This window comes from Vibrio sp. 99K-1, from assembly GCF_013114585.1.
Taxonomy (GTDB): Bacteria; Pseudomonadota; Gammaproteobacteria; order Enterobacterales; family Vibrionaceae; genus Vibrio; species Vibrio chagasii_B.
In genome coordinates this window covers 100,155-124,247 of the sequence record NZ_VTXF01000002.1, presented here as the reverse complement: position 1 = coordinate 124,247, position 24,093 = coordinate 100,155, and the positions used below count along the sequence as shown (strand labels likewise).

The following is a 24,093-nucleotide window of genomic DNA, read 5'->3' as shown; positions in this document are numbered from 1 at the left end:
GAAGTATATTCCTATTCATACATGCTAACTATGAATTAGAGAAATGCATTTTTGCCATATCTAGCTTAAACCTCAGGGAGTGCAAGACTATCAAAGTAAGACTGGATGATTTGGTGAAGGTGTTGATTGAGTGGGTAACCACGCTTTGATTGCAAATATCCGCCACTCACTCTGATCTTTCTCATTTGCTTAGGCAGCTCTGGTAGTGGGTAGCTGGCCAAGCGCCGATCAAGTGAAGTCATATACTGGCTACCAAACATAATTGCATCAGACGTGCTTAGTTTATTGGTTAGAACGCGAACACTATGCGTCGTCAAGGAAACTCGTGGCTGAAAACCTTTGGCAAGGTAAACTTCTTCAACGGGAGAGCGCTTCGAGTTTATTCCGTCAATAATTACTCGCGCCAATGGCAGATGGTGAATTGATGCCCATTCTGAACTTTTGCTCAGCACCGGGTGGTTTTCTCTCGCTACTAGACAAAGCTCAACTTCTTCTAGAGTGTGGCTGTATATTTCCTGAGGTAGCGGGTAGCCTTCAAAGTGAATTAAGTAGTCAATGCTACCGTTAAGCACTTCTGCCAGTGAGTGTTCCTGCCAGTAAACCATGCTGAAGTTAGCATTTGGAAATTGACCACGTAACACGTTAAAAATACCTTCTCCGTGCAGCTCTAAAAAGAAAATATTCATGGCAATTTTAACGTCGCCATTAAACTCCACTGGATCAAAGTTCTGGTAAGACTCGACTACCTTGATTAACGGCCTTAACATCAAGTCGCTCGCTTCCGCCAACTTCTCAGCTAATTCGGAAGGCTCAACCCCATGTGCTTTACGAATAAACAGCTGTTCACCAAACACATCACGAAGCTTTGCTAGGCCACGACTCACACTGGTTTGTGAAATCCCTAGCTTGTCTGCTGCGGCGTGAGTATTACGTGTTTCCACCACAGTTTTAAGCAGTTTCAATAAGTTTAAGTCAAGCTCTTGCAGTTTGTTCTTCATACTAGTTTCACTATGCAGATAAAGTCTGATCAAAAAATGTTTGGACAGTTTGATGCAAATATTGGCTAAAAGGACTACCTCGGCGAGTTTGAAGGTAAGCGCCATTGATGTCGAGTACATTGTATTGATGAGATAACGGGGGGAGCGGGTAACAGGCAAGCTCTGGGGCAATTTGACGAACATAATCACTCGAGTAAATGATAGCATCACTGTTTTTAACCAGTTCTACGACCGTCCTAACACTGTGTGTGGTCAGCAAAAAGTTAGCTTGGTAACCTTGCTGCTCATATACTCGCTCCAATATTCCTCTTCTAGGATTAATGCCGTCAAGATAGAGTCGAACAATCGGTAGATTATGGATAGAACACCACTCACTTCCTTGAGAAAGAGAGGGGTGATCTTTTCTCGCTAAAATTACGTTTTCCATTGTTGCAAGGTTACGACAGTACATATCTTGTGGCATATCATAGGAGTCAAATTGAATCACATAGTCGATATTCCCTTGTAATACCTCATAGAGTGAGTCTTTTTGCCATTGAGATATGTTGAACGTTGCGTTAGGGAAAGCAGCATACAATGCAAGAATCAATCGTGGTCCAAAGAACTCTAGCAAGAAGGTATTGGCTAATATATTGACACTTCCTGAATATTGTTTGGGATCAAAGGCAGAATAATCTTCAATTACTCTTTCAACGGGATGCAGCATCTGAGTAGAAGCTTCAGCTAGCATGACTGCTAACTCAGATGGCTCCACTCCATGTGCTTTTCGGATAAATAGCTGTTCACCAAAGTTCTCTTTAAGCTTTGCCATTGCTCGGCTAACACTGGTTTGTGATATCCCTAGTTTTTCTGCAGCGGCATGTGAGTTCTGAGTTTCAACTACAGCACGTAAAATTCGAAGAAGATTTAGATCTAACTCTTTGATATTAATAGCACACATCCTTATGTTGTTACTGTCCTAAACATTAGCAGAGAAACACCAAAGCCAATTCGTTTCTTTACTAAAATGAGAGTTGCTACTCTCTTTCAATTAAGAGCTTATCTTTCAAAAATGAATTTCTCTAATTCATACAGTAGTTCAATTAATTTATTTATATTACGTTCATCGCAGCAAGGAGTGCTTTTATATCAAACTGTATAGGTGACAACATGAAATCACGAAATCTTATTCTTTCTTATATTGCAGCAAGCTTATTTAGTGCAGGTGTAATGGCGAACGCAGATAAAAATGCGCTAACTCTCTCTTCTCAACCAATACCTTTAACGACGGCTGTGAGCCCCGAGTTTTACGAGTTTTCGAAAAACTTTCCGGCAGCTAATGTTGAAGCATTGCAAGAAAACTTACCTAAAACTGAGTCTGAGTGGCGTTCTGTTGTTGAATCACGAGATAAAGCTGCCATAGAGCGAACTGAGTTTATTGCTCATACTTTAGAAGTCACCATAGAGAAAGCTTCAATTGCAGGTGTTGACGTCTATTGGGTTACGCCAAAAACAGTAGCACCAAAGTTAAAAGATAAACTGTTTGTGGCAATACAAGGGGGGGCTTACATGCTCAATAGTGGTTTAGCTTCTGCAGCAGAGGCATCTATTATTGCAGCGAAAATGCAAATACCAGTGATTGCTATCGATTACACTAAATCGATCGACGCACCTGCTCCAGCTGCACGAAATGACATCATTACAGTCTGGAACGAGCTATTAAAAAGTCATTCCGCTGAATCAATTGTTATGGGAGGCTCGTCTGCTGGCGGCTCACTAACTCTCGCAGTAACTCAAGAGCTGAATAAGCAAGCATTGCCGATACCAAGCGCACTATATGTCGGAACACCAAGTGTTGATATGACAATGGCAGGAGACAGCCGCTATATTAACGAAGGACTCGATCATATCCTAGGAGCTTGGCGCGGAATGGCCTCGGCTATGGTTGACGTATATGTTGGGGACATAGAGCCGAGCGATCCGGTTGTATCTGTAATCAACGGTAGCTTTAACAACTTTCCGCCAACATATCTAATTACTGGTACTCGCGATTTGTTATTGAGTGATACCGTTCGAGTACACCGTGAACTTAGAAGAACAGGTGTAGCCGCAGAACTGAATGTCTATGAAGGTCAGTCTCATGGAGATTACGCCGCCGCTTTTGGTACGCCTGAATCAAATGAACATTATCAGGCATTGAGTGAGTTTCTTTATGGATATCTGGTGAAGTAACTTTAAGTTAAATATAACTAATATTCACTCCTTCTAATATAATCATGCCATCAATGTGGCATGATATCCGTTCTGAAGAGCTGGCATATTGGATAACGGGGGGAGATATGAAGGCCGCAATATTACGTAACCAGAGGGAACGAATTAAAAGCAACACCTCGTGCTTCTCTCGAGTGGTATCGTGGGTGGCGATAATTATTAACTCATCACAACCTTCACACATCAGGTTGTCTAATCAGTATTCCAGATATTGAAAGGAAACGAAGGATTACACCCGCCCCCCCATTCCATACTTTACCCATTCGAGCATTACAAATTAGAGTAAAATTACTAACAAACTTCTGTCCAAAAACGAGTTGAGCGAAGCCGCTCGGCGACTGTGACCCGACTACTAGCTAACCCTGTTTAAAGTCCGTCAATTTTAGCAAACCTTCATAATCACTGAGTTGATTTTTCATATACGCCAGAAACGAAAAATGTCGCATCCATGCGACATTTCTCTTTTGGCGGCCAAACCAGTTTTGCTATATCCATTCTAGATTTCAATCCATTAGGAGATTATTCAGAATGTACTTATAAGACGCTGTTAATCTTGATTAGTTCCCTTTAAGCGGCATTTTTTTCCGAATTATTTTCTAAGTCGAATGACGCTGCGATGAGTTTCTTGGTGTAGTCGTTTTTCGGCGCATTAAAAATCTCTTCTGCAGACCCTTCTTCCATCACTTCACCTTTCTGCATCACAAGTACACGATCTGAAAGTGCCTTCACGACCGAAAGGTCATGGCTGATGAATAGGAAGCCGATGTTGTGCTTAGTTTGGATGTCTTTGAGCAGGTCAATCACGGTCAGTTGTACTGAGCGATCGAGAGCTGAAGTTGGTTCATCCAATAGTATGAAAGAGGGCTCAAGAATCAACGCACGAGCAATCGCGATACGTTGTCTTTGTCCGCCAGAGAACTCATGCGGGTAGCGGTTGATTGAGTTTGGCTCCAGACGAACCTCAATCAGTGCTTTACGAGCTCTTTCTAAACGTTCTTGTTTTGACAAGTGAGGTTGATGCACCGTTAAGCCTTCGGTGATGATCTCCCCAACCGTCATACGTGGCGATAAAGAACCATAAGGGTCTTGGAATACCATTTGAACATCTTTTTTCAGGTTATGACGCTGCTTGTCGTTGAGTAAGCTGACGTCTTGTCCTTTATAAACAATACGACCTGAGCTTGGCAATAAGCCGATTAACGCACGTCCAAGGGTTGATTTACCAGAACCAGACTCACCCACAATACCGAGAGTTTCACCTTGTTTTAGGTTCAAAGAGATGCCTTTCACCGCTTCAAAGTATTGATTTTTTGACTTTATGAAGTGCGGTTTCACCAAGAACTTAACGCGAATATCTTCAGCAGACAGAAGCTCTGGCGCTGCGGCGCTTACCGGATCTTTCACCCCTTTAGGTATCGAGTTAATGAGCATTCGTGTGTAGTCATGTTTAGGACTATCGAACAGAGATTGAGTCATCCCTTCTTCTACGAGTTCACCTTTACACATCACTAGCACGCGATCGGCGAAGTGCTTCACCACACCTAAGTCATGGGTGATGAACAAAATTGCCATGCCCATCTTGCCTTGGATCTCTTTGATAAGAGAAAGCACTTCAGCCTGAACCGTTACATCGAGTGCTGTTGTCGGTTCATCCGCAATCAGGATATCCGGTTCATTAATCAGCGCCATTGCGATCATGATGCGCTGCAGCTGACCACCCGAAAATTCGTGAGGGTACTTGGTGTATGACTTTTCTGGCATTGGCAAGTGCACAAGATTAAACAGCTCAATAACTCGCTGTTTGGCTTGAGACTTTGACACTTTACGGTGGCACATAATGGCTTCTGCCACTTGAATGCCGACGCGCAGGTATGGGTTCAAAGATGTCATCGGCTCTTGAAAGATCATGCCGATTCTGTCGCCACGAATCGACTGCATTTCACGCTCTGATTTTTCGAGAACAGACTCGCCTTCAAACTCAATTTGAGACTGCGGATCAATAATGGCGTTGTCTGGAAGTAGACGCATCAGTGCGTTAGAAGAGACAGATTTACCAGAACCTGATTCACCAACAATGGCCAAGGTTTCGCTGGATTTAAGGGTAAAGTTAACCTTTTTCACCGCATCAACGATTCCATCGTTGGTTTTGAAGCTAACGGAGAGGTTATTGACTTTAAGAAGAGCCCGGTCCGACATGATATATCCTTATCAATTTAAGACGTTTGGTGAAGATTGAACTTCTGACGTTGTTTTAAGTTGCCCAAAATGGTGATGAGCACGTTGAATTTGTTCTAGTTCGAGCATCCAATGCGAACTGCGTTGCGCGCTACAAAATGCGATTAAGTGGTTAAGTAGATCTTCACTCTGCTTTTCCAGTAACCCGTGGGTGCGTTGAATCAGCTCTGTGCTCTCAAGAGAGATAAATTGCATTAACGCATAAGACTGATTCAATGTATCAAAGGCTTGTTGGTGTTGCCCTAAACGGTTGAGAATCTCAGATTGAGCCACGCTTGCATCTCTGAGTCCCGCAAGTAGACAGGCAAATTGGCAAGGCTTGATATCGCTTTGGTATGCCGCATCTTGAATGTGGTGAGGAAGAGAATTGAGAACATCACCATAAAGGCGCTGTGCTTCTGGCCAGTGACCTTGCTCCATTAACTGTTCAGCTTTTAGGTAGTGCATCCAGCATCGTTCAATTTCCATATCCACATCCTCGATTTATAATATTTTAAAATGTTAATGATATTTATTATCAATTGCAAATTAAAATCATTCAGATGTTAGGTTTGGTGAATTAAATAGCTTGTTATTCGTAAAATTGCATTAAATTGTGTGTTATTTGTTCGGTTGAACAGCGATGTAGCGTAAGTCACTAAATTTATAGGCAATTACATCTACACTGAATTTATCTACACCCAAGAAATAAAGGACTAAGGAGGCGGCGATGGCGATTCAAAGACTTAATACAGAACAACTGTATCAGGTAGCAGAACTCGAAAAGCTACCATGCAAGTCGACCAAAGAACTGGCTCCAATTGACGAAATCGTCGGGCAAGAACGTGCGCAAAAAGCCGTTGAGTTCGCGATGTCAATTAAGGAAAAGGGTTACAACATTTATGCGATAGGACGCAATGGTCTGGGCAAGCGCACCATGATCTTGCGTTATCTCAACCGACACACTCATGAAGTTGAGGAGCTTTTTGACTGGTGTTACATCGCGAATTTCGAAGATATTCGCACACCTAAGGTATTGAAACTTCCGCGTGGCGTGGGCAGTAGTTTAAAGCAAGATATTGAAAAGCTGATGCGCAAACTCATCAAAGCGATGCCACTCGCGTTCGACAATGAGATGTACTTCAGCCGTGCTGATCGATTAAAGAATCAGCTAGCAGCCAAGCAACAAGCAGCGTTAGAAGCGATCAGCCAAGAAGCAAAAAAGAACGGCGTGAACCTGACGATCACCACTCAAGGTGATTACCAATTTGTGGCGATGAACGGCGACGAGCTTCATACCGAAGAGAGCTTTGACCTGCTGTCACCTGAAGAGCAAGATCAGTTTGATAAAACCATCGATGCGCTGGAAGTTGGACTGCGAACCATTTCTCGTGAACTGACGGAGCTTGAAGAGACGTATACTGAAAAGATTCAAAAGCTTAATGATGATACGGCGCGAGATGTGATAACGCACTTCATCAAGCAATTGAAGAAGGATTACAGCCAATACCCAGACATTAAAAAGTATCTAACTGCACTGCGTAAAGACATTGTCGATAACGCTGATATTTTCTTAGAAGAGAGCACTGAGCAGGCCGAAGTTGCGACGGCTTCTTTGGATAAGAAAATGCCGCGTCGTTACAAAGTGAACGTGATTGTGAGCCAGAAGGAAGACACTCTACCGATTGTGGTCGAGGAGAATCCGAACTATCACTCTCTGTTTGGTTATGTAGAAACGGCAACCTTTAAAGGCACTGTATTTACTGATTTCTCATTGATTCGTGCAGGTAGCTTACATCGAGCGAACGGTGGCGTGCTGTTGATGGACGCGGTAAAAGTGCTAGAGCAACCTTACGTATGGGAAGGCCTGAAGCGTGCGCTGCGTTCTCGTCAGTTAAGCTTCACTTCATTAGAGAAAGAGGTGACGTTAACGGGAGCGGTGTCGCTCGACCCAGAACCTATTCCTCTGGACGTTAAGATCATCTTGTTTGGTGATTACCGCACATACCAACTGCTGCAGCATTATGATGCAGAGTTTGGTGAGCTGTTCCGTGTGACGGCCGACTTTGAAGATGAGATGAAGCGTACTGCTGATTCTGAAATGCATTATGCGCGCTTCATTTCGAGCATCGTCCATGACAACAATATGCTCCACTGTGACCGCAAGGCGATTGCTCGCATCATTGAACACAGTTCTCGTCAGGCGGGTGACCAAGGTAAGTTGTCACTGCACTCAGCACACATTGCTAATCTGCTTCGTGAATCTAACTACGTGGCGAGAGGTTCGAAATCGAATCTGATTCGTGCATCGCACGTCGACCAAGCGTTATCTAACCAACAGATGCGTGTTGGACGACTGCAAGACAGCGTAATGGAAACCTTTACCAACGGCACAACTCTGATTCATGTCGATGGTGAAGCTGTAGGGCAGGTCAATGCGCTGTCGGTATTGAGCACAACGGATCACATGTTTGGTGCGCCAAACCGAATCACGGCAACCACCGCTTATGGTGACGGTGAAGTGATTGATATTGAAAGAAACGTAGACCTTGGCGGCAGCATTCACTCGAAAGGGGTGATGATCTTGTCGGCATATCTCTCTTCTGTGTTTGGTAAGACGGCTAAAGTCCCGCTTACTACTAACATCACTTTCGAGCAGTCTTATGGTGGCGTTGATGGCGATAGTGCGAGTATGGCGGAGTTCTGTGCCGTTGTATCTGCATTTTCTAAACAGCCAAACCGTCAAGACATTGCGATTACTGGCTCGATGAACCAGTTCGGTGAGTCTCAGCCAATTGGTGGTGTGAACGAGAAGATTGAAGGCTTCTTTGATGTATGTGAAATCAAAGGTCGTTCTAATGAGCAAGGGGTTATCATCCCGCGCTCTAATGTTCATAACCTGATGCTGCGTAGCGACATCGTGAAAGCAGTGGAAAAGGGCGAGTTCAATATCTGGGCGATTGATCATGTGACAGAGGCGATTGAGCTGTTCACGGGTAAAGCTGCTGGTGAACCGAGTGATGAGGGCAGTTACCCAATCGATACTATCTTTGGTATCGCTCAGGCTAAACTCAACGCACTGCGTAAATAGCTTAATGCTTTAAGTAGATTAGCTAAATAACCGTTAACCTTAAACGAAACAGCCATCGATATTATCGATGGCTGTTTTTTTGATTCTTACAATCTCTAGCGCTTAAGCGTTACGCAAACGAAGTTTGGTGCCGTCGAACTTCAGCTTACTGAGCAGGTTTTTGGCATTGGCCTTACCGATATCATCAAATTCGACACCATAACGCGCATAGTGCGTTGATCTTTGCAGATTACACACAATCCCTCGAAGTGGCGGAATCAGCGGACCATTGTAGTTCTCGGGCGTAATTTCGATAGAGACTCGGTCGGCAACTTGAATTGGACGAGAGGTTGGCGATGTGACAAAGCGACAGCCACTTTTCGAGAGGTCTCTGATCTCGCAGTTCATTCGTTGGTCATCAAAGATCACACGAGAACTGAGGTTCACTTCATAGCGTGTTTCTTTACGCAGCTGTGTCACTTGCATGGTACTTGGCGTGGAAAGCACGATGATAGGAAAGGGTTCGCCAATGGTGTGGTGAATCTGAGATCTAAAATGGATCAGAGCCCCTTCTCCTCGCAGAGAGTAGGCGCGTGCCGTCATCCAGAAGCCTTCCTGAAAGAAGAAGCGCAGGTCATCACTAGAGACTTCCGGTACCTCAATTAGGGTACAGTTATCACTGTGAGTGCCGATAAATTTGGTGGTAGCGAGAAACTTGGTGCCAACAGGTGTCGATACATTTAATGTCAGCTCACTGCCATGCTCAATCATAGCCAGCGCATCGGTGCTATTAATAGTGGTGACGGTTCGATTTCGAGGGTCTTGCAGTGCCTGATTATGCTCCAAAGGCTTCTTCAGTGGTGCGTTCATTATAGGTTCTCCATGTGCCAACATGCGTCTGTTAGATATTGATAACTTGCTAACAAGGGGTTATTACGTGCTAGATTTAGTAGGTGTACTAACGCAATTTATAGAGTGCTTTTAATTGGCTCGAATTTTATTTATAACCACACGCTATAATAATATTTTCTTTGATTGTAAGTACTTAGTTTTTTTATATGCACTTGCGTTAGTCTATTACAAGGAATTCATACTTCAAACTTTAATTGTTTGTCGTATCCATTATTTGCAGGAGTTGAGAATGCAGTCAGTTAAATGGGATCAAGATGCGAACCAGATCACGGTTGAGTTAGAACCAGATCAGTTTGCGGTAGTTAAGTATAAAAAGGATGGCGATGTATTGCATATCACCTCAACTCGAATCCCTGATGAACTGCAAGGCAAGGGTTTTGGTAAGGTGATGATGGAGTCGGTACTCCCTGAAATTGAGCGTGCGGGTTACACAATTATCCCGGTATGCAGTTATGTTGTTCATTACATGAATAGACAGCCACAATGGTCACATCTTTTAGCTGATAAGGCGTAGCAACGAGTTATATGTCTCAATCAATACCTTCAAAACAGTCTGTCGAATCCGATGTTAATTCCAGTCAGCAATCTCCTGAGCTTTATCAAAAAATAGCCACGTCACTCGGTTGCCATCAAGGGTTCGATATTCACGTGATTCAGCGCTTGTGGGGCGGCTATGGCGAGTTAGTACGCTTAGTCTTCCCGGATAGTGGTGATGCTGGATTCAACAGCGTTATCGTTAAACATGTCGCGTTGCCCGATAAAACTGAACACCCGAAAGGATGGAACACTAAGCTGTCTCATCAGCGTAAAGTGCATTCCTATCAAGTAGAGACAGCGTGGTATCAATCGTTCACTCAACAATGGGATGAGCGCTGCCCCGTGCCTGTGGGTTTGCAATGCGAATTAGCTGACAACGAATGGCTTATCGTGATGCAAGACTTAGCCGATAGCGGTTTCCCATTAACCTCTCAGTTTGATGTACTGGCCGCTTCTGATGAATCAGCCTCAGGCGAGCAGCATCATGCTTATACCTTTGTTGAGGTTAAACAGCGAAATGCTTGCTTAAAATGGTTGGCTAACTTTCACGCAAAGCACATCAATGTCAGTCAAGCTCAGTTGGCATCCTTGTGGCAAGTAGGCACATACTGGCATTTAGACACACGGCCTGATGAGCTAAGTGCCTTGGCGGACTTACCTTTGAAACGACAAGCGCAACGTATCGATCGTTTATTGAAAGAGTGCCCGTATCCAACCTTAGTGCACGGCGATGCTAAGCTCGCGAACTTCTGTTTTGATCCTGAAAGTGAAAACGCGGCTGCAGTCGATTTTCAATACGTTGGTCATGGTTGTGCAATGAAAGACGTTGCCTTGTTCATGAGCAGCGCGATTAGGCCTCGAGATTGCCAAGAGTATGAAAATGAGGTGTTAGATACTTATTTTCAACACTTAAAAGAGGCGCTTGCACACTATCAGCCTCAGCTCTCATTTGAAGACGTCGAACGCGCATGGCGACCACTGTTTTATGTTGCGTGGGCTGATTTCCAACGTTTCGTAAAAGGCTGGAGTCCAGAGCATTGGAAGATTAACCCGTATACTGAGCAGCTGACCCAAGCGGTGGTTCAGCAGTTGGAAATGTCTAAGTAAGCCTCTTCAGTCAGCAAACCAAATTTAAAAACGCCCAATCATTGATTGGGCGTTTTTGATCATTGAACGACTCTCTAGTTTGTCAGGCTGCTGGGTTCCGCTGTACGGGCTGCTACAAGCTGATTAGCAAGTTTGAGCTTATTGTTAAAGCCAGCTTTGTCGATATCCCCCATGACTCGCGCTGGTTCTAACTCACCGTTAGCGGGTGAGTAAAAGAAAATAGCTGGTGGGCCAAACACATTCTTATTGTTGAGCCATGCCATTTGTTCTGGCGAGCTTTCTGTCACATCCAGTTTTATGGTCTGCCACTCTTTCAGTTTTTGGCTGATTTGTTGATCGTTAAACACGTTGGTCTCAATCACTTTACAAGAGACACACCAGTCTGCATAAAGGTCGACTAGCACCTTTTGTTCAGCATTGGCTGCAGCTTGTAATTGCTGCTCTAAGTGAGTGACTGAATCGGTTTTCTCAAAAGACGTGATGGCCATAGGTTGTGCGGACTCTCGGTTCGCAAGCGGGTTGAGAGGATCGGAATTTCCTAGGAAATAACCCACAAATAGAATCAAGCCATAGCTCAGTGGCAATAGTGCAGAAAACTTACGAGTGCGTGCCCAGCCTGGTTGTGCCGCTTCTAGCGCGCCGAAGTGTACACCCGTACCAATAGCAAGGAGCGCCCACAAAATCATAATGATTGATGGGTCAACGAAGCGGCTTAATAAGACGATAGCCACCGCGAGCAGCAGTACACCAAAGACTTGCTTAACCGATACCATCCACGCGCCACTTCTTAACAGTAAGCGTCCGCCGCTAGCACCGATCGCGATAAGAGGAACACCCATACCCAGAGCCATGACAAACAGGGTGGCACCACCAAACATCCAGTCTTGAGTGGTGGATACATAAAGCAATGCACCAGCTAGTGGTGCACTAACACAAGGTGAAACCACTAGTGCAGATATCGCGCCCATCGCGAATACGCTAGCAATTTTACCGCCGCCCAACTTGTCTGAGCCACTGTTGAGTTTCTGCTGCAGTGCGGCAGGGAGTTGAAGCTCATAGAAACCGAACATAGCTAACGCTAGTAAAACGAACACGGCGGCAAAAATGCTGAGCAACCAAGGTTGTTGCATAGCTGCTTGTAAATTGATGCCTTTTGCTAATGTGGTGACCAGAATTCCCGTCATGGCATAACTGGTCGCCATACCCAGAACGTACGAGCTAGAAAGCGCTGCACCTTTCTTGCCTGTCATCGCTTTTTCACCACCTATGATGCTGGCTAAGATAGGAATCATAGGCAGCACACACGGCGTTAGAGACAGGCCTAAGCCAAGCAAGAAGAACACAAGTAGTGCCTGTAATTTGCCTGCTTGAGAGAGAAACGACGACAAGTCATTGGTATCATCACTTATCTCACCTAGCGTTTGAACCAAAGAGTTTGATGGCTTCTCAGGAGCGACGTCTGCCAATGCCTTGAGCGTAGGTAAATCCAACACTAGCTTTTGTGGCAGGTAGCAAAGCCCTTTGTCTGCACAGCCCTGATAGCGGACGGTGAGCTTGCCACTTCCGGTGTAAGGCACGGTAACCGTAAGCGGTTCGTGAAACACCACTACATTGCCGAAGTTAGGGTCTTGTTTTTCTTCACCTGGCAGCGAGTATTGAGGATCTTGTGTCGATAATGAGGACTCTTCTTTAAACGAGAATCGTGATTGGTAAAGATAGTATCCCGGGTGTGTATCAAAGCGGATAACCGCGCCTTGGTCTATGGCTTCCCATGTAACCGGGAAGGCTTCTTCAACTGGAAGAAACTCGCTGTCTTGAGCATGCAAAAAGCTGCTAAACAATAGAATTAACGTGAGTAGGTAGTTTTTCATGAATGCAAAAACTCCGTGCTTTGGTGAATGTGTAATTGATCGTCGATGTAAATAACAGCACTCTCTTCCGGTACTGAAATGTTCGGGTTGAGCGTCAAGGAAGTGCTAAGTACACCCGCTTCCAAAGTGGAAGAAGCTATTGCCGTAACAGACAAAATCTTCTTTTCTACGTCTTGTTTCGACAAAATATGAGACGTGGTTTTGTCGCCGAACTGCATCTGACGTTCACTGTGGGCTGATGTGGTCAGCGCCGCGTCGGTAATCGGAACGGCAAAAAATGGCGTCTTGTTGTCTCTTGGATCCAGAACTGCAATATTGAATGGTGAACCATCTGGCTTTGTACCCAATGCATAGATATCGCCACCAAAATTTACCAACATTGAAGTTGCACCAAGTCGCTTGCCTATCTTTACTGCTTGATCGACCGCGTACTCTTTGATGACGCCACCAAAATCGAAGCGAGTGCGTGGATCTGGGATGTGTAGCCTTGTCCTTTGTAAGTCGACTTCACTTTGTAGATCGACAGTTCCTTCTCGATCCATTGTATCTTCTAGACCTATTGCCTCTTTTAGCTCCCAAGCCTGCTTACCCAGCACGGAAGACAGGGCTTGAAAGGCATGGCTGTGTGACATCTTCGGCTTCTGTTGTAAAAGGTGTTTGATGCTGCCAACAGTGGTATCAAATGTGTCGAATGTCAGTTGGCTTAATCGGTCGAGATGCTCAAAAACTTCCGCAGACTCTGAATCGAGCTCAACTTCACTGGTTGTACGCTGATTGATATGTCGCGTTAGCCATGAATCATCGCTGTAGAAGTTATATTTGCCTTCTAAGCGATGTGTGTTCTGCTCTATCTCATCAGCGATGTTTTTTGCGCACGCCTTTGGGAAGTGGGTCAAATCCAGCGATAAGATCTGTATTTCGCAAGGTACTGTCATGGCATGAAAGCGATGGACAAAGGGCAGCTTAGAATTCATAAGTTGCTCCAACCGCCCACCACTGCGCTTCAAATCCGTTGCTCTGTTCGTAGTAAGCCGCAAGCGCATTTAAACGCACGGTTTTATGGACCTTAACGCTTGCGCCAAGCTCATAAGCATTCGCAGTGAAGTTACCTAGGCGAAGGTCAGAAGTCGCGTAACCTGTCGAAGCAAAAGAAGGATCGGCGCTGCTAGGATCGCGATAGAAATCTGCCGCATCTTGCGTATACCAGAAGTAACCTGGTGCAAGGGTTAGCCACTCACTGACACGCCAAGATAATTTTCCGCCCAACTGATGAGACATAACGCCCCAGTCATCCATGAACCATTTGTATCGAGGTCGGACTTTTATACTGTCTGACAAAGAGTAAAAGGCCTGAAGATTAATACCGCCAGAGACTCGGGTATCTGGTCTAGAGTCTTGCCCCAAGAACACTTCGTCATCATCGATTTTGCCATCGTCGTTAATATCGACTTCGCGAAGCACCGTTAAATAGTGGTTGCTCAAGTAACCGCTACGGTAGCCTGCATAAGCGGTAAAAATGCTGTACAGATTTGGTGTAAAGGTTTGAGATAACCCCGCTTCTAAGCTGCCAGTAAAGATGTCTTCCCAGCTCTGGCTATTAGAAGAGCCAATAACGTATTTGCCAAATGCCTGAGTTTGGTCGAAAAGAGCAGAGCCCCCTAAGCTGTACGAACGGTTTTTAGTGCTATCAGCATAAATCAAACCTTTACCATTGATACCAATGCTCTCGTAATCTTCTTCTTGAGATATATTGCCACCAAAGGTCCATTCATTACGCAGTCTGTCACGGTAGGTGGCACTCAAGCTGAGTGCTTTTCTTGTGTCTTCTAGACCGACTTTCTGAACCTCATAACTGTCACGGTGAGGATCGTAACCCGCACGGATGACTTCGTTAGTTTTGTCTTGAGCTTGCTGAGTTTTCAGGGCGCGATTTATTTTGTCGGCATCCGAAGCAGGAGGCGTCGTAGGGCCCCACGCTGGAGAAGCACCTGAAACACTGTCGTAGCTTATTTCTGCGTTTAGGGTCCAATCTAAGCCGATACTTTTTTCAATCGAAACCATGGTGTCCTTAGCTGAAACTCTGTCGTCATACTCTTCATAGTTCAGGTAATGCACAGAGACGTGATCTTCAGCTAATGCCACATTAGCCACTGCCGCTGCACTTAGCAGCGTAATTGGTAGTTTTTTCATTTTGTTCTTATTTTGTTTTTGAAGTACTGAATATTTTTTTATTGATTGAGTGTTTTTTGTCGATTGAGTTTTTTGGGGCCATTTAATGGTTAGTTACAGCCGCAGCCACCACCGCCAACACCGCTGCCACCCACAGAGCCTTGCTTGTAGGCAAAGACTTTTTCGGAGAACACATCGAATTCAGGCACTGGGCCGCCCGGTTTCATCTCTTTTTGAGCTAGCGTTCCTTTCTCCCAAGGCTTTACCGGCTCAATGCCAAGAAATTCATCGACAAACGCTAACGCTGAAGGCTTGTTAGTCTCTTCTGGCTTTTTCTCTTTGATAACCAGCTGCTTTGCCTTTGGCGTAACCATGTCGATGTTGCGTCTTGTTGCGCTCTTGGTAGTTTGGTTTGAGTGTGTGCCGCCACTGGAGTAAACCGTGCTCGAGATGATCTCTTCTTCTACGATGGGACCATCGCTATTAGTGCTGTTGTTACTGGTTTGCTGTTCAACGGGCTTTTTTCCTAAACCACTCAGGTCGAGTTCAAGAGCGGCGTTTGTGGTCATTGGAATAGCGAGCAATCCAACAAGGGTGGCTTTCATCAACATCACAATTGCACTCCCATTTTCACTAGGTCATCAGTAATGACGTCGCCAATGTGGTTGATTGCGCCAAAGCGAATCTTGATAACCTTGCCTTGGTAGATGTAATACAGTGCAGGCATACCGATAGGTTTAAACTCTGCGATCAATGCTTGCTCTGGATCGTTGACTACTGGGAATTCCAATCCGAGTTGCTTTTGAAACTCAAGACCAACTTCAACATCTTCATCGACATCAACGCCTTTGAATGTCACTCCGGTGCCTTTAAGTTCTTTGTAGAGTTGGTTTACTTCTGGAAGCTCTTCTCGGCAAGAAATGCACCACTCAGCAAAGAAGTCGACAATGGTGAGCTCCTCGTTGTTGAGTTGCAGTTTCTTGATAACGTCTTGCGATAAAGCATCGCCTTCTTGATAAGCCAATGCAGGTAAAGAAAGGCACAGCGCCAATAACGCTAGGGCTCGTGTAAACATGTGTTTCTCCATATGGTTTTTAATTTATCTGTTTTAAATTCGATGCTTTTGAATCAAACGCTTTGTTTGAATTAGCGAGTGAGTCGGATGCTTGCCGAGTATTCAACCGCCAAAATGTCGGAAAAGTACTTGTCGAGTTGTGTCGTGTTGGTGGCACTGAATACGCGTAAAGGATTTCCTGCACAGTTCTCGAATTGAGTAATTCGAGATGGGCTGACGCCATAGCCGATGAAATTCATTTCAATGCCGTATTGCTTGATAGCCGTCGTGCAGAACCCAGCGTTTACCAGTTGATTGAACGCGTCTCCTTCGTCAGCGCCATCGGTGAATAACACCAGTTTTCTTCTGGTCTCGGGGACAGTGCTAACCTTCATTCCCCATGCTTGTTGCCAACTTGGGATAAGCTGTCTTACTCCCCATACCAAACCTTGATAAGAGCGAGTACCGCCATTTGCAGTTAGGCTGTTTATCGAGTTTTGGACGCGGGAAAAGACGTTGGTCAAGGGCAACATTGGTGAGTCTTGATTGCAGTCGCTTAACCACTTACTTGGCGGTGTAAACTTCACAGGTCGCTCTGAATGCAGCGTCGCAAGGTTATCTACGGTCAGCGCCGCAGAGAAATCGCCATTACGATAGCTAAGTCCATCGATACAGTAGATTCCGGCCGCTTCTTTGGATAACCAAAGGGGGCGATGTGTTGCAACTCCAGAATCGAAAGGAACGATTGAAATACTTACTGAATCTAAATCGTTAGCGTTATTGCTCTGAGATTGAATCGTATTCAATGCCTTGGACAAAATAGATTTTAGTGACGACATGTTTGAGCCCATGGATCCAGATACGTCGAGCACTAGTACCAACTCTGTTGGAATCGCAGAGTGTTTGCTTTCAACCACCCCCTTAAAGCCTCCACCTGTTGCAGTCACTTTTTGGTCATCGCGTCTATAACTGAAATGAGGCAATAACGGTGTAACGGAGTAACCTAGGCTAATTCGACACTCTTGGTTTTTCGGTGTTAATCCACTTACACCTTTTAGTGTCGGGTGATAGTAATCTTGGTATGCGCGCATCATTCTCAGAGTCGCCTCATCAGCAAAAGCACAAGCTAATGCGGCAGAGTCAGCGGCTTGCGCGGCTCGATTAGAAACCATCACTTGCGCCGATATCATCAAAGTGCCGACGGCGATAAATAGTGCAGGGGTCAGCAGTGCCAAGAAGGAAAGGGTGATCGAACCTTTTTGCTGACGGGGCAGGCCGATAAACATTGAGTTAACCATAGTGCTTACCTACAACTACTGATGAGCTTTTTAAGCTTTTTGGAAGAGTGAGCCGTTCGTAGCTAAATGGTGTCTCCACGCATAAGGTCAGCTGAACCAAGGTGGACGGTCTTCCATCCAACGCAGGATCGCCGCTGCCCACAATGAGCATGTCCGTAAGCTGTTCAATCGATCGATCACTTTGGCAGTCGCTTCCCGCATACAGATGTTTGTATTCCCACGTTGAAGTAGCAATATCAAAGACACGACTTTCAAGTAAAAGTCCAATATCGCCACGGACAATGCTACTCGGCAGGTAATTTTCAGCGAGTACGATCAATGGACCTTTTAGAGTCTCGGGTAAACCATTCTTACCTTGCTCAGGTTTGAGTTGAGTTGAAGAAATCGCATTCACTAGGTTGTAGGTAACATTGTCTAACTGAGTCTGCAGGCTGAATAAGCGGTAGACAGCAACGAACCCCCACAGAATGATCATCATCGCGAGTACGACAAATGGGAATTCCACGGCTGCTGATCCCGCTTGTTTTTTGGTGTGTGTGTTATTAACCGTCATAACTCACCAATACCTTTCTTTCCAAGGTTGTCATTTGGCCGGTACGTTCTAAAAAACGAGTTGAAAGGCTAGGCAGTAGAGCGAATGAAAATGCGTAAGACACCGTGTATTCCCCCAATACTGCTTTGCTTATCGGTGCCGCTTTTCTGTTAACTAAGTCCGGTAGGTTTTCAACGTACAAAGGTTGAGACAACTTGATCTTGCTGCGTTCGATCAGTGGGAAACTGTCGATAGTGTCGATGAAAACTTGGTTTGATATGGGACCAAATGGTTGAGTTTTGACTTCTCGAGCACCAGCATGAACGGCGACATCGAAGATGATGTTGACTAGCAGCAAGCGGCAGATCTCAAAGAACCCAAGTATCAGCAATAGAAACGGTAGGGTGATCATTAGAAACTCAACGCTATTCGCACCTTTCTGACGAGAGAGCATTATTGTTCTCCTCGATCAGCGTGAGCGGCTAGGGCTTGGTAATACAAGCTATTGTTAGCGTATTCCGGTTGCGATAAGTGTTCACGAGCGATTGCTTTTGCAGACTCGCTGTCACCAGAAAGTGCGTAAGCCAAAGCAAGGTTGAGCTGGAGTTTTACGCTAGCTTCACCTCTGACAAAGATCGGGTGCAGAATACGAATCCCTTGATCTGGTTTACCATCGAGTATCCAAGCCATAGCGAGGTTGTTTCGGTATTCGTTGCTTGAAGGCATTAAGCTAAGCGCATTTGAGTAACACTCTCTGGCTTTGGAATACTGCTTATTGAGCGAGTAACTGACTCCTAAGCTATTTTGAGCAACGTCATCGGAAGCTTCTAGTCGAACAGACTCTTCAAGAGCCGAGGTCGCTTGTTCAAGCTCACCTAAAGCTAACCATGAACGGCCTAACTCACGGTAAATCGCATTGGATTGATTAAGCTCGATACCACGCTTTAAGTAATGCAGTGCTTCGTCATAACGACTGGCTTGATTAGCTGCGGAGCCCATCAACAGCAGTAACTGCGGGTCATTGGGCTTCGATACCAACATTTTTCGGTAGAGATCCATGGCGCTCTCTGGCTTACCATTCATTAACGCAACTTCTGCCACCTTCATGTTTTCGGCGGTATCTTTTTCAACGTGGTTGGTTGATTGACAGCCGAACAATATCAGCGACAAAAAGAATAACGGGATGGTTCTCATAAGCCCCCCAGAGTTTGTGTAAGAGACAACATGATTGGCACGACGATGATGCCCACCACAGGTAGCATGATGAAAACCACCAAAGGGAATGACATTTTGGCTGGTATTTTCCCCACCCACTCTTCCAGTTCTAAGAAGTGGTATTGACGGCTATCTGAAGCGATCAGTTTGAGGGCATCAGCGATAGGCGTACCGTATTGCAGCGCTTGGTTCATGGTAGTGACAACGTTGTTGATGTCAGACAGTTGGACACGTTTGTCTAAGTTGTTGAGTGCCGTTTGTGGTGAATCGAGAACAGAGATCTCAGTTGCGGTTAACAGCCATTCTCGTGACAAGGCAGGGGAGATCGAACGCATCTCTTCACCAACGCAGCGAAATACCGCTTCGAGTGTTAAGCCAGATGCAACACACACCACCATTAGGTCGACGGCATCGGGTATTACTCGGCTGATCTGCATTCGAACTTGGTTCACTCGCCATTCAAGAATGCGATCGAATAGAATGCCGACCACGATGCCGATAGCAATACACTCTGCCGCCGAATTCATCGTTAGCACTGGAATGCGAGTGGCGTACCAAGTAACAGCACCTACGGTCATGGTGATTAATCTAAGCCCTAAAAAGTACATCTCTGCATTTGGGTTAAGCCAACCAATCAGAACTAGCTTTTGACGTCGAGATTTCTCACCTTGGAAACGCCACTTACTCGACGTGTTTTTATACTTTGAGGAATAGCTTGATACGTGATTCAGTCGCTCAGCTACCACGTCTCGTTTGAACGAAGATAGGTGTGCGATCAGCGTGAGAAGCAGAGCGAATCCCAACAGCAACATGGCAACATACATCATGATGAGAACCTCTTATTGCGAGTCAGAGCATTCAAAATTAAGGTGCCGATACTGATGCTGATTAGTGCATAGGTCAGCACTCGTTGGCCCAGTTCAGTGTTAAACAGCTGCTTAATCATGTAGGGCTCAATTAAATAGATGCCACCTAGCAACCCTATGGGTAAGACAGAGAGAAATAACGCTGTGATACGAGGCTCTGAGGTTAAGCTCTTCACCTTCTTTCTCATCGCTCGGTTGTCATGCATGGTTCGGCTTAAGCTATGAAGAATGTCGCGCAGTTGACCACCATTCGATTGGTTAAGGATCAGTGCAACAGAGAAATAACGAAAGCTGCTGTAAGGAAGACGAATGCACGCATCATCGAGACTCTGGCGAAGACTAAGGCCAAGCGCGAGATTATCGCGAAGGTAAGAGAACTCGCGCCCTAACAAACCAGGTTGCGTTTGTGCCACTTGATCAATCGCTTGTGGGATAGATAACCCTGCTGAAACCGCTCTAGAAATCAATCCAAGGACGTTGATGATGTCTTTTTCAAACTCTTCTACTTGTCTCTTTCTGCGATAAAACACTATGGCACAGGTACATATGAGCCACAGCCCAACTGCTGCAATCAATCGAAGATGTACTGGAAGCTCTGGTACTAACAGGTAACCAGCAACTGGAAAGCCAACAATCATTGAGGCGATGAAATACTTATCCCAAACAGGCAGCAAGGCATTGATTCGCAGGAAGAACGCATGCAGTTTGTTGGTGCGCTGATGGCTCGACTTTTTGATAGAAACGTCTGCAGGGCTTGCTTTGTATGAACCAGATACCAAGGACAGGCGCTTATTAACAATGGCTTGTTTTGAGTTGAGCTTTATTAACCAAACCGTAGCCAGTAGCGCAGAAATAGTAAGAACAAGAATCATCCGGCTTCAAGCTCCATTGCCACCCTTAGTTGAGCGTCTAGCTGGTGATATTTCGCTTTTTCGTTGAAGCTTGGTACGCACTTGGCACTCTTATATTCACCAATTAGGTTGCCTTGCTGGTCTTCCGATAGCGTTTTAAAGGCGAACAGTTCTTGAGTGACGTATTGCTCGCCCTCTAATCCTTGTACCTCGGTTATTGAAACAATGCGCCTTTTGCCATCACGCATTCGTTCTACTTGGATAACCACATCAATGGTGTCGGCGATTTGGCGACGTAGTGAAAAGAGAGGCAGCGTTGCCTGGCTCATCATTAGCATGTTTTCCATTCGCACCAGTGCATCCGTTGCAGAGTTGGCGTGAAGTGTACACAGCGAACCATCGTGACCTGTGTTCATTGCTTGCATCATCTCAAAGGCTTCATCGCCACGAACTTCGCCTAAAATGATGCGATCTGGTCGCATACGTAGGGCATTTCGTACTAACTCTCTTTGAGTAATCGGCGTTAAACCTTCTGCATTGGCTGGGCGAGTTTCTGCACGCACCACATGGGGTTGTTGCAGGCGCAGTTCAGCTGTGTCTTCAATGGTGATGATTCGCTCTTGAGGCGAGATGCTGAAAGACATCGCATTAAGCAGGGTGGTTTTACCTGCACCGGTACCACCCGCGACAAGAACGTTGAGACGAGAGCGAACGATAATATCAATAAGCTTAATCATCGAATTCGACATCGCACCAAACTGTGCCAATTGGCTCAGTGTCAGCTTCTTTTCATTGAACTTACGGATAGAGATGTAGGTTCCATCAAGCGCGAGCGGTGGGATCATGACATTGACACGGCTGCCGTCGTCTAGCCTTGCATCAACTAATGGGTTCGATTCATCGATTCGTCGACCCACTTTGCTCACGATGCGTCGCGCTAAGTTGAGAAGCTGCTCTTCATTACGAAATTGGACCGTGGTTTTTTGCAGTTTGCCTGAACGCTCGACGTAAACTTCACGGTAACCATTGACCATGATGTCAGTGACCGTTTGGTCTTCAATCAGTGGTTGTAGTGGTCCCAACCCTAGAAATTCATTTAAGAGCTGTTCTACAGAATGAGTCACATCCTGATGACCGAGTGGTAGCTGCTTAGAGACCACAATTTCCGATACCATTTCTGAAATTCGAGCTTCAAGATCGGACGCACTTAAACTCACAACCGCTGATGGATCGATTGCCTTGATGATCTCTTCATGAATCACATGATAATGATCACGTAGCGAAGGAGCGGATGTTAACGTTTCATGCAACCGAGCTTGGTTGACTTCAATCGGATCAACCGTGTTTGCTTTTTGACCAAACATTATGCACCTCGCTTCCAAAAACGGCGGCTGCTTTGCTGCGATTCACCTGTGATTAATTCAACCAAAGAATTGAATGCCACTTTCACTTTCCTGTTGCCTTTGTGGGCAGGTTGACCAAGTGATGACTTGCTCAAAAAGTGGTTTGGGGAGAACGGAATGACAACGTCTACCGGTACACCTAACGACTTTTTCACATCGTTAACTGAAATCATTGAGCCTGAATCAGACTTGGTGTGATTGAGCACAACAAGCGTTTGGGAGTCGGTTTGATTCTGAAGTCGTTTGATGATCTGGCCGGCATTGCGGATAGAGCCGAGTGTAGGTTCAACGACAATCACTCGGATATCGGCACTTTTCAGTGCGTCAAAGCCCACTTGATCACGCAAAGAGTAAGTTGGGATATCCACTAATAGGTAGTCTGAGTTTTGTAGGCAAAACTTGGTAAATTGGTCTAAAGCGCTCTTTTGTGGCCAAAATGGTGTGGCATCTAAAGGTAGATAGCCAGTAAAGAGGGTGTGCTTTGCAGATACGCTGATCCCACTACGTTCGAACACTAACGGGTCTAGTCTCTCTGGGTATTGTAAAAGCTCGATCAATGCTGAGTTCCCCTCAACATTAAGTAGCAGATCTAAATCGCCCATTGAAAAGTCTAGGTCTAGACAAGCCACTTTCTTGTTGAGCTCCGCAAGTTGCTGTGCAAGGGTTGCAGTAATGGTGCTGCTGCCTGAACCACCTTTTGCACTGACAACCGAGATGACTTTTTCATTTCGTTTTTCGCTGCTGTTTTGTAAAGCTGCGAAAGAAACGTGTTCCAGATCTTGTGGAGTCACAGGAGGTACTAGGTAGTCACTCGCGCCTGATGCCAGCATGCCACGGTAGATGAAAATTTCATCTGAGTGGCCAATAGCGATAACTTGACAACCTGTACGCTTAATCAAGCGCTGCACGGCTTGTTTCGACTCTGCCAGCTCACAATTCAACACATCGAGAAATACTGTCTTGATGCCATGCTTCAGCACGTGTCGCACTACGTCGTCTTCTTGATTTGAAGAGACAGTGATGTTGTGAATACCAAAGTCATTCAGTGTGTGCGAAAGCGCTAGGGTATCAAGTTGCTCAGACGCTGCGATCAGTACCGTTAACTGGTGTACTTGATTCATAGCGAACCTCCTTGCGTGGTCGTCGAAGAACCATTATTTGTCTGTTGGCTTTGGGCTGGTGGAGCAAAGTAGTTATCGATACTAGACACGGCTTTCTGCCCTTGAGAACCACTGATCGGTTGACCGACGATTAGGTCTTTAGGGTTGGCGACCATTTGTGCAAGCGCGTTGGCATTTGCACACCCAAAATTGCGCTGAGTGCGGTAGGCGTTGAGCGTGGTTCTTGGCGTTTTACCCGCGTCACAGGCTGTGACTTTAGCGCGGTAAGATTCGACTAAAATAGTGATGTCGCCTTTACCTTCTGTTGCTTCGTCTGCTACCCAAATTTGTGATGGATAGAGGCCTGATTCGATAAGGTGAAGCCTTACTTTCTCGAGCTGTTTTTCACCTTTCGGCGTCGTTTTTTCTATTTTGATCATCAAGCTACTCGCGCTGCCTCGACGAGCGATAAAGTCAGAAAGATCCGCCTTTTCCTGAGCCGACAGTGTTTTCCCGGCAAGCGTTAGAGAGAACTTGTTAGTCACAGACACCACATCGACAGATGGTTGCTGAGTGGTTGGCGTAGGTGCGCATCCCGCAAACACAAATAGGGCAGGGAGCAATAAAGATAATTTATTCATGATGT

23 protein-coding genes are annotated in these 24,093 nt (G+C 45.5%); 4 read left to right on the top strand and 19 right to left on the bottom strand.

Annotation, left to right across the window (positions count from 1 at the left end; translation table 11 throughout):
• Nucleotides 1-65: 65 nt before the first annotated feature.
• A complete protein-coding gene (locus tag F0228_RS02500) occupies nt 66-998 on the bottom strand; it encodes a LysR family transcriptional regulator (RefSeq protein ID WP_061032963.1) in 933 nt (310 codons plus the stop codon).
• 10 nt (nt 999-1,008) lie between these two features.
• Nucleotides 1,009-1,938 (bottom strand): LysR family transcriptional regulator, encoded by a 930-nt coding sequence (locus F0228_RS02495; RefSeq protein ID WP_171761849.1) that lies wholly within the window; start codon nt 1,936-1,938, stop codon nt 1,009-1,011.
• Nucleotides 1,939-2,147: 209 nt separating this feature from the next.
• Between F0228_RS02495 and F0228_RS02490 the strand changes: the two genes are divergently transcribed.
• Complete coding sequence (locus F0228_RS02490; protein ID WP_171761848.1) at nt 2,148-3,209, top strand: alpha/beta hydrolase; 1,062 nt, start codon at nt 2,148-2,150, stop codon at nt 3,207-3,209.
• A 606-nt stretch (nt 3,210-3,815) separates the two neighbouring features.
• Here the strand turns inward: F0228_RS02490 and F0228_RS02485 are convergent.
• Both F0228_RS02485 and F0228_RS02480 read right to left on the bottom strand, forming a co-directional pair.
• Entirely contained in the window at nt 3,816-5,444 is a 1,629-nt protein-coding gene (locus F0228_RS02485; protein ID WP_171761847.1) for an ABC transporter ATP-binding protein, read from the bottom strand.
• Between the two features lie 12 nt (nt 5,445-5,456).
• A complete protein-coding gene (locus F0228_RS02480; RefSeq protein WP_008218112.1) occupies nt 5,457-5,951 on the bottom strand; it encodes a hypothetical protein in 495 nt (164 codons plus the stop codon).
• A gap of 241 nt (nt 5,952-6,192) precedes the next feature.
• Between F0228_RS02480 and F0228_RS02475 the strand changes: the two genes are divergently transcribed.
• The gene (locus F0228_RS02475; protein WP_008218113.1) at nt 6,193-8,553 is read left to right on the top strand and encodes an ATP-binding protein; all 2,361 of its coding nucleotides are present in this window, start codon (nt 6,193-6,195) and stop codon (nt 8,551-8,553) included.
• 102 nt (nt 8,554-8,655) lie between these two features.
• On the opposite strand, the gene F0228_RS02470 is transcribed toward F0228_RS02475, so the two are convergent.
• Nucleotides 8,656-9,402, bottom strand: coding sequence for a flagellar brake protein (locus F0228_RS02470; protein WP_171761846.1), 747 nt, complete (start codon nt 9,400-9,402; stop codon nt 8,656-8,658).
• A 271-nt stretch (nt 9,403-9,673) separates the two neighbouring features.
• On the opposite strand from F0228_RS02470, the gene F0228_RS02465 reads away from it, so the two are divergent.
• Together F0228_RS02465 and F0228_RS02460 are read left to right on the top strand one after the other, a co-directional pair.
• Nucleotides 9,674-9,958: a GNAT family N-acetyltransferase gene (locus tag F0228_RS02465; protein ID WP_171730991.1), complete on the top strand. Its 285-nt coding sequence runs from the start codon at nt 9,674-9,676 to the stop codon at nt 9,956-9,958.
• An 11-nt stretch (nt 9,959-9,969) separates the two neighbouring features.
• Complete coding sequence (locus F0228_RS02460; protein WP_171730990.1) at nt 9,970-11,088, top strand: phosphotransferase; 1,119 nt, start codon at nt 9,970-9,972, stop codon at nt 11,086-11,088.
• A 74-nt stretch (nt 11,089-11,162) separates the two neighbouring features.
• On the opposite strand, the gene dsbD is transcribed toward F0228_RS02460, so the two are convergent.
• From dsbD to F0228_RS02390, 14 genes are all read right to left on the bottom strand, one after another.
• Complete coding sequence (gene dsbD, locus F0228_RS02455) at nt 11,163-12,959, bottom strand: protein-disulfide reductase DsbD (RefSeq protein WP_171730989.1); 1,797 nt, start codon at nt 12,957-12,959, stop codon at nt 11,163-11,165.
• On the bottom strand, nt 12,956-13,933 hold the full coding sequence (locus F0228_RS02450; RefSeq protein WP_171761845.1) for an FAD:protein FMN transferase: 978 nt from the start codon (nt 13,931-13,933) through the stop codon (nt 12,956-12,958). Before F0228_RS02450 ends, dsbD begins: the two co-directional genes overlap by 4 nt.
• Nucleotides 13,923-15,149: a DUF3570 domain-containing protein gene (locus F0228_RS02445; RefSeq protein WP_171761844.1), complete on the bottom strand. Its 1,227-nt coding sequence runs from the start codon at nt 15,147-15,149 to the stop codon at nt 13,923-13,925. Before F0228_RS02445 ends, F0228_RS02450 begins: the two co-directional genes overlap by 11 nt.
• Nucleotides 15,150-15,238: 89 nt before the next feature.
• Complete coding sequence (locus tag F0228_RS02440) at nt 15,239-15,739, bottom strand: DUF4266 domain-containing protein (RefSeq protein ID WP_171761885.1); 501 nt, start codon at nt 15,737-15,739, stop codon at nt 15,239-15,241.
• Nucleotides 15,739-16,203 (bottom strand): TlpA disulfide reductase family protein, encoded by a 465-nt coding sequence (locus F0228_RS02435; RefSeq protein ID WP_061032976.1) that lies wholly within the window; start codon nt 16,201-16,203, stop codon nt 15,739-15,741. Before F0228_RS02435 ends, F0228_RS02440 begins: the two co-directional genes overlap by 1 nt.
• Nucleotides 16,204-16,274: 71 nt before the next feature.
• Nucleotides 16,275-17,480: a hypothetical protein gene (locus F0228_RS02430; RefSeq protein WP_061032977.1), complete on the bottom strand. Its 1,206-nt coding sequence runs from the start codon at nt 17,478-17,480 to the stop codon at nt 16,275-16,277.
• Nucleotides 17,473-18,033: a tight adherence pilus pseudopilin TadF gene (gene tadF, locus F0228_RS02425; RefSeq protein ID WP_061032978.1), complete on the bottom strand. Its 561-nt coding sequence runs from the start codon at nt 18,031-18,033 to the stop codon at nt 17,473-17,475. Before tadF ends, F0228_RS02430 begins: the two co-directional genes overlap by 8 nt.
• Entirely contained in the window at nt 18,023-18,466 is a 444-nt protein-coding gene (locus F0228_RS02420) for a TadE family protein (RefSeq protein WP_061032979.1), read from the bottom strand. The genes tadF and F0228_RS02420 overlap by 11 nt, the downstream gene beginning before the upstream one ends.
• On the bottom strand, nt 18,466-19,206 hold the full coding sequence (locus F0228_RS02415; protein ID WP_061032980.1) for a tetratricopeptide repeat protein: 741 nt from the start codon (nt 19,204-19,206) through the stop codon (nt 18,466-18,468). Before F0228_RS02415 ends, F0228_RS02420 begins: the two co-directional genes overlap by 1 nt.
• Entirely contained in the window at nt 19,203-20,054 is an 852-nt protein-coding gene (locus F0228_RS02410) for a type II secretion system F family protein (protein ID WP_061032981.1), read from the bottom strand. Before F0228_RS02410 ends, F0228_RS02415 begins: the two co-directional genes overlap by 4 nt.
• A complete protein-coding gene (locus F0228_RS02405; protein ID WP_061032982.1) occupies nt 20,051-20,965 on the bottom strand; it encodes a type II secretion system F family protein in 915 nt (304 codons plus the stop codon). The genes F0228_RS02410 and F0228_RS02405 overlap by 4 nt, the downstream gene beginning before the upstream one ends.
• Nucleotides 20,962-22,308, bottom strand: a complete 1,347-nt coding sequence (locus F0228_RS02400; protein ID WP_105058745.1) for a CpaF family protein — start codon at nt 22,306-22,308, stop codon at nt 20,962-20,964. The genes F0228_RS02405 and F0228_RS02400 overlap by 4 nt, the downstream gene beginning before the upstream one ends.
• Nucleotides 22,308-23,468, bottom strand: a complete 1,161-nt coding sequence (locus F0228_RS02395) for a P-loop NTPase (protein WP_171761843.1) — start codon at nt 23,466-23,468, stop codon at nt 22,308-22,310. Before F0228_RS02395 ends, F0228_RS02400 begins: the two co-directional genes overlap by 1 nt.
• On the bottom strand, nt 23,465-24,088 hold the full coding sequence (locus tag F0228_RS02390) for a CpaD family pilus assembly lipoprotein (protein ID WP_116871038.1): 624 nt from the start codon (nt 24,086-24,088) through the stop codon (nt 23,465-23,467). Before F0228_RS02390 ends, F0228_RS02395 begins: the two co-directional genes overlap by 4 nt.
• Nucleotides 24,089-24,093 lie beyond the last annotated feature (5 nt).

Coding starts and splice junctions, on each gene's coding strand:
- F0228_RS02500 (WP_061032963.1), bottom strand. CDS start 998: ATGAAGAACAAACTGCAAGAGCTTGACTTAAACTTATTGAAACTGCTT.
- F0228_RS02495 (WP_171761849.1), bottom strand. CDS start 1,938: ATGTGTGCTATTAATATCAAAGAGTTAGATCTAAATCTTCTTCGAATT.
- F0228_RS02490 (WP_171761848.1), top strand. CDS start 2,148: ATGAAATCACGAAATCTTATTCTTTCTTATATTGCAGCAAGCTTATTT.
- F0228_RS02485 (WP_171761847.1), bottom strand. CDS start 5,444: ATGTCGGACCGGGCTCTTCTTAAAGTCAATAACCTCTCCGTTAGCTTC.
- F0228_RS02480 (WP_008218112.1), bottom strand. CDS start 5,951: ATGGAAATTGAACGATGCTGGATGCACTACCTAAAAGCTGAACAGTTA.
- F0228_RS02475 (WP_008218113.1), top strand. CDS start 6,193: ATGGCGATTCAAAGACTTAATACAGAACAACTGTATCAGGTAGCAGAA.
- F0228_RS02470 (WP_171761846.1), bottom strand. CDS start 9,402: ATGAACGCACCACTGAAGAAGCCTTTGGAGCATAATCAGGCACTGCAA.
- F0228_RS02465 (WP_171730991.1), top strand. CDS start 9,674: ATGCAGTCAGTTAAATGGGATCAAGATGCGAACCAGATCACGGTTGAG.
- F0228_RS02460 (WP_171730990.1), top strand. CDS start 9,970: ATGTCTCAATCAATACCTTCAAAACAGTCTGTCGAATCCGATGTTAAT.
- dsbD (WP_171730989.1), bottom strand. CDS start 12,959: ATGAAAAACTACCTACTCACGTTAATTCTATTGTTTAGCAGCTTTTTG.
- F0228_RS02450 (WP_171761845.1), bottom strand. CDS start 13,933: ATGAATTCTAAGCTGCCCTTTGTCCATCGCTTTCATGCCATGACAGTA.
- F0228_RS02445 (WP_171761844.1), bottom strand. CDS start 15,149: ATGAAAAAACTACCAATTACGCTGCTAAGTGCAGCGGCAGTGGCTAAT.
- F0228_RS02440 (WP_171761885.1), bottom strand. CDS start 15,739: ATGTTGATGAAAGCCACCCTTGTTGGATTGCTCGCTATTCCAATGACC.
- F0228_RS02435 (WP_061032976.1), bottom strand. CDS start 16,203: ATGTTTACACGAGCCCTAGCGTTATTGGCGCTGTGCCTTTCTTTACCT.
- F0228_RS02430 (WP_061032977.1), bottom strand. CDS start 17,480: ATGGTTAACTCAATGTTTATCGGCCTGCCCCGTCAGCAAAAAGGTTCG.
- tadF (WP_061032978.1), bottom strand. CDS start 18,033: ATGACGGTTAATAACACACACACCAAAAAACAAGCGGGATCAGCAGCC.
- F0228_RS02420 (WP_061032979.1), bottom strand. CDS start 18,466: ATGCTCTCTCGTCAGAAAGGTGCGAATAGCGTTGAGTTTCTAATGATC.
- F0228_RS02415 (WP_061032980.1), bottom strand. CDS start 19,206: ATGAGAACCATCCCGTTATTCTTTTTGTCGCTGATATTGTTCGGCTGT.
- F0228_RS02410 (WP_061032981.1), bottom strand. CDS start 20,054: ATGATGTATGTTGCCATGTTGCTGTTGGGATTCGCTCTGCTTCTCACG.
- F0228_RS02405 (WP_061032982.1), bottom strand. CDS start 20,965: ATGATTCTTGTTCTTACTATTTCTGCGCTACTGGCTACGGTTTGGTTA.
- F0228_RS02400 (WP_105058745.1), bottom strand. CDS start 22,308: ATGTTTGGTCAAAAAGCAAACACGGTTGATCCGATTGAAGTCAACCAA.
- F0228_RS02395 (WP_171761843.1), bottom strand. CDS start 23,468: ATGAATCAAGTACACCAGTTAACGGTACTGATCGCAGCGTCTGAGCAA.
- F0228_RS02390 (WP_116871038.1), bottom strand. CDS start 24,088: ATGAATAAATTATCTTTATTGCTCCCTGCCCTATTTGTGTTTGCGGGA.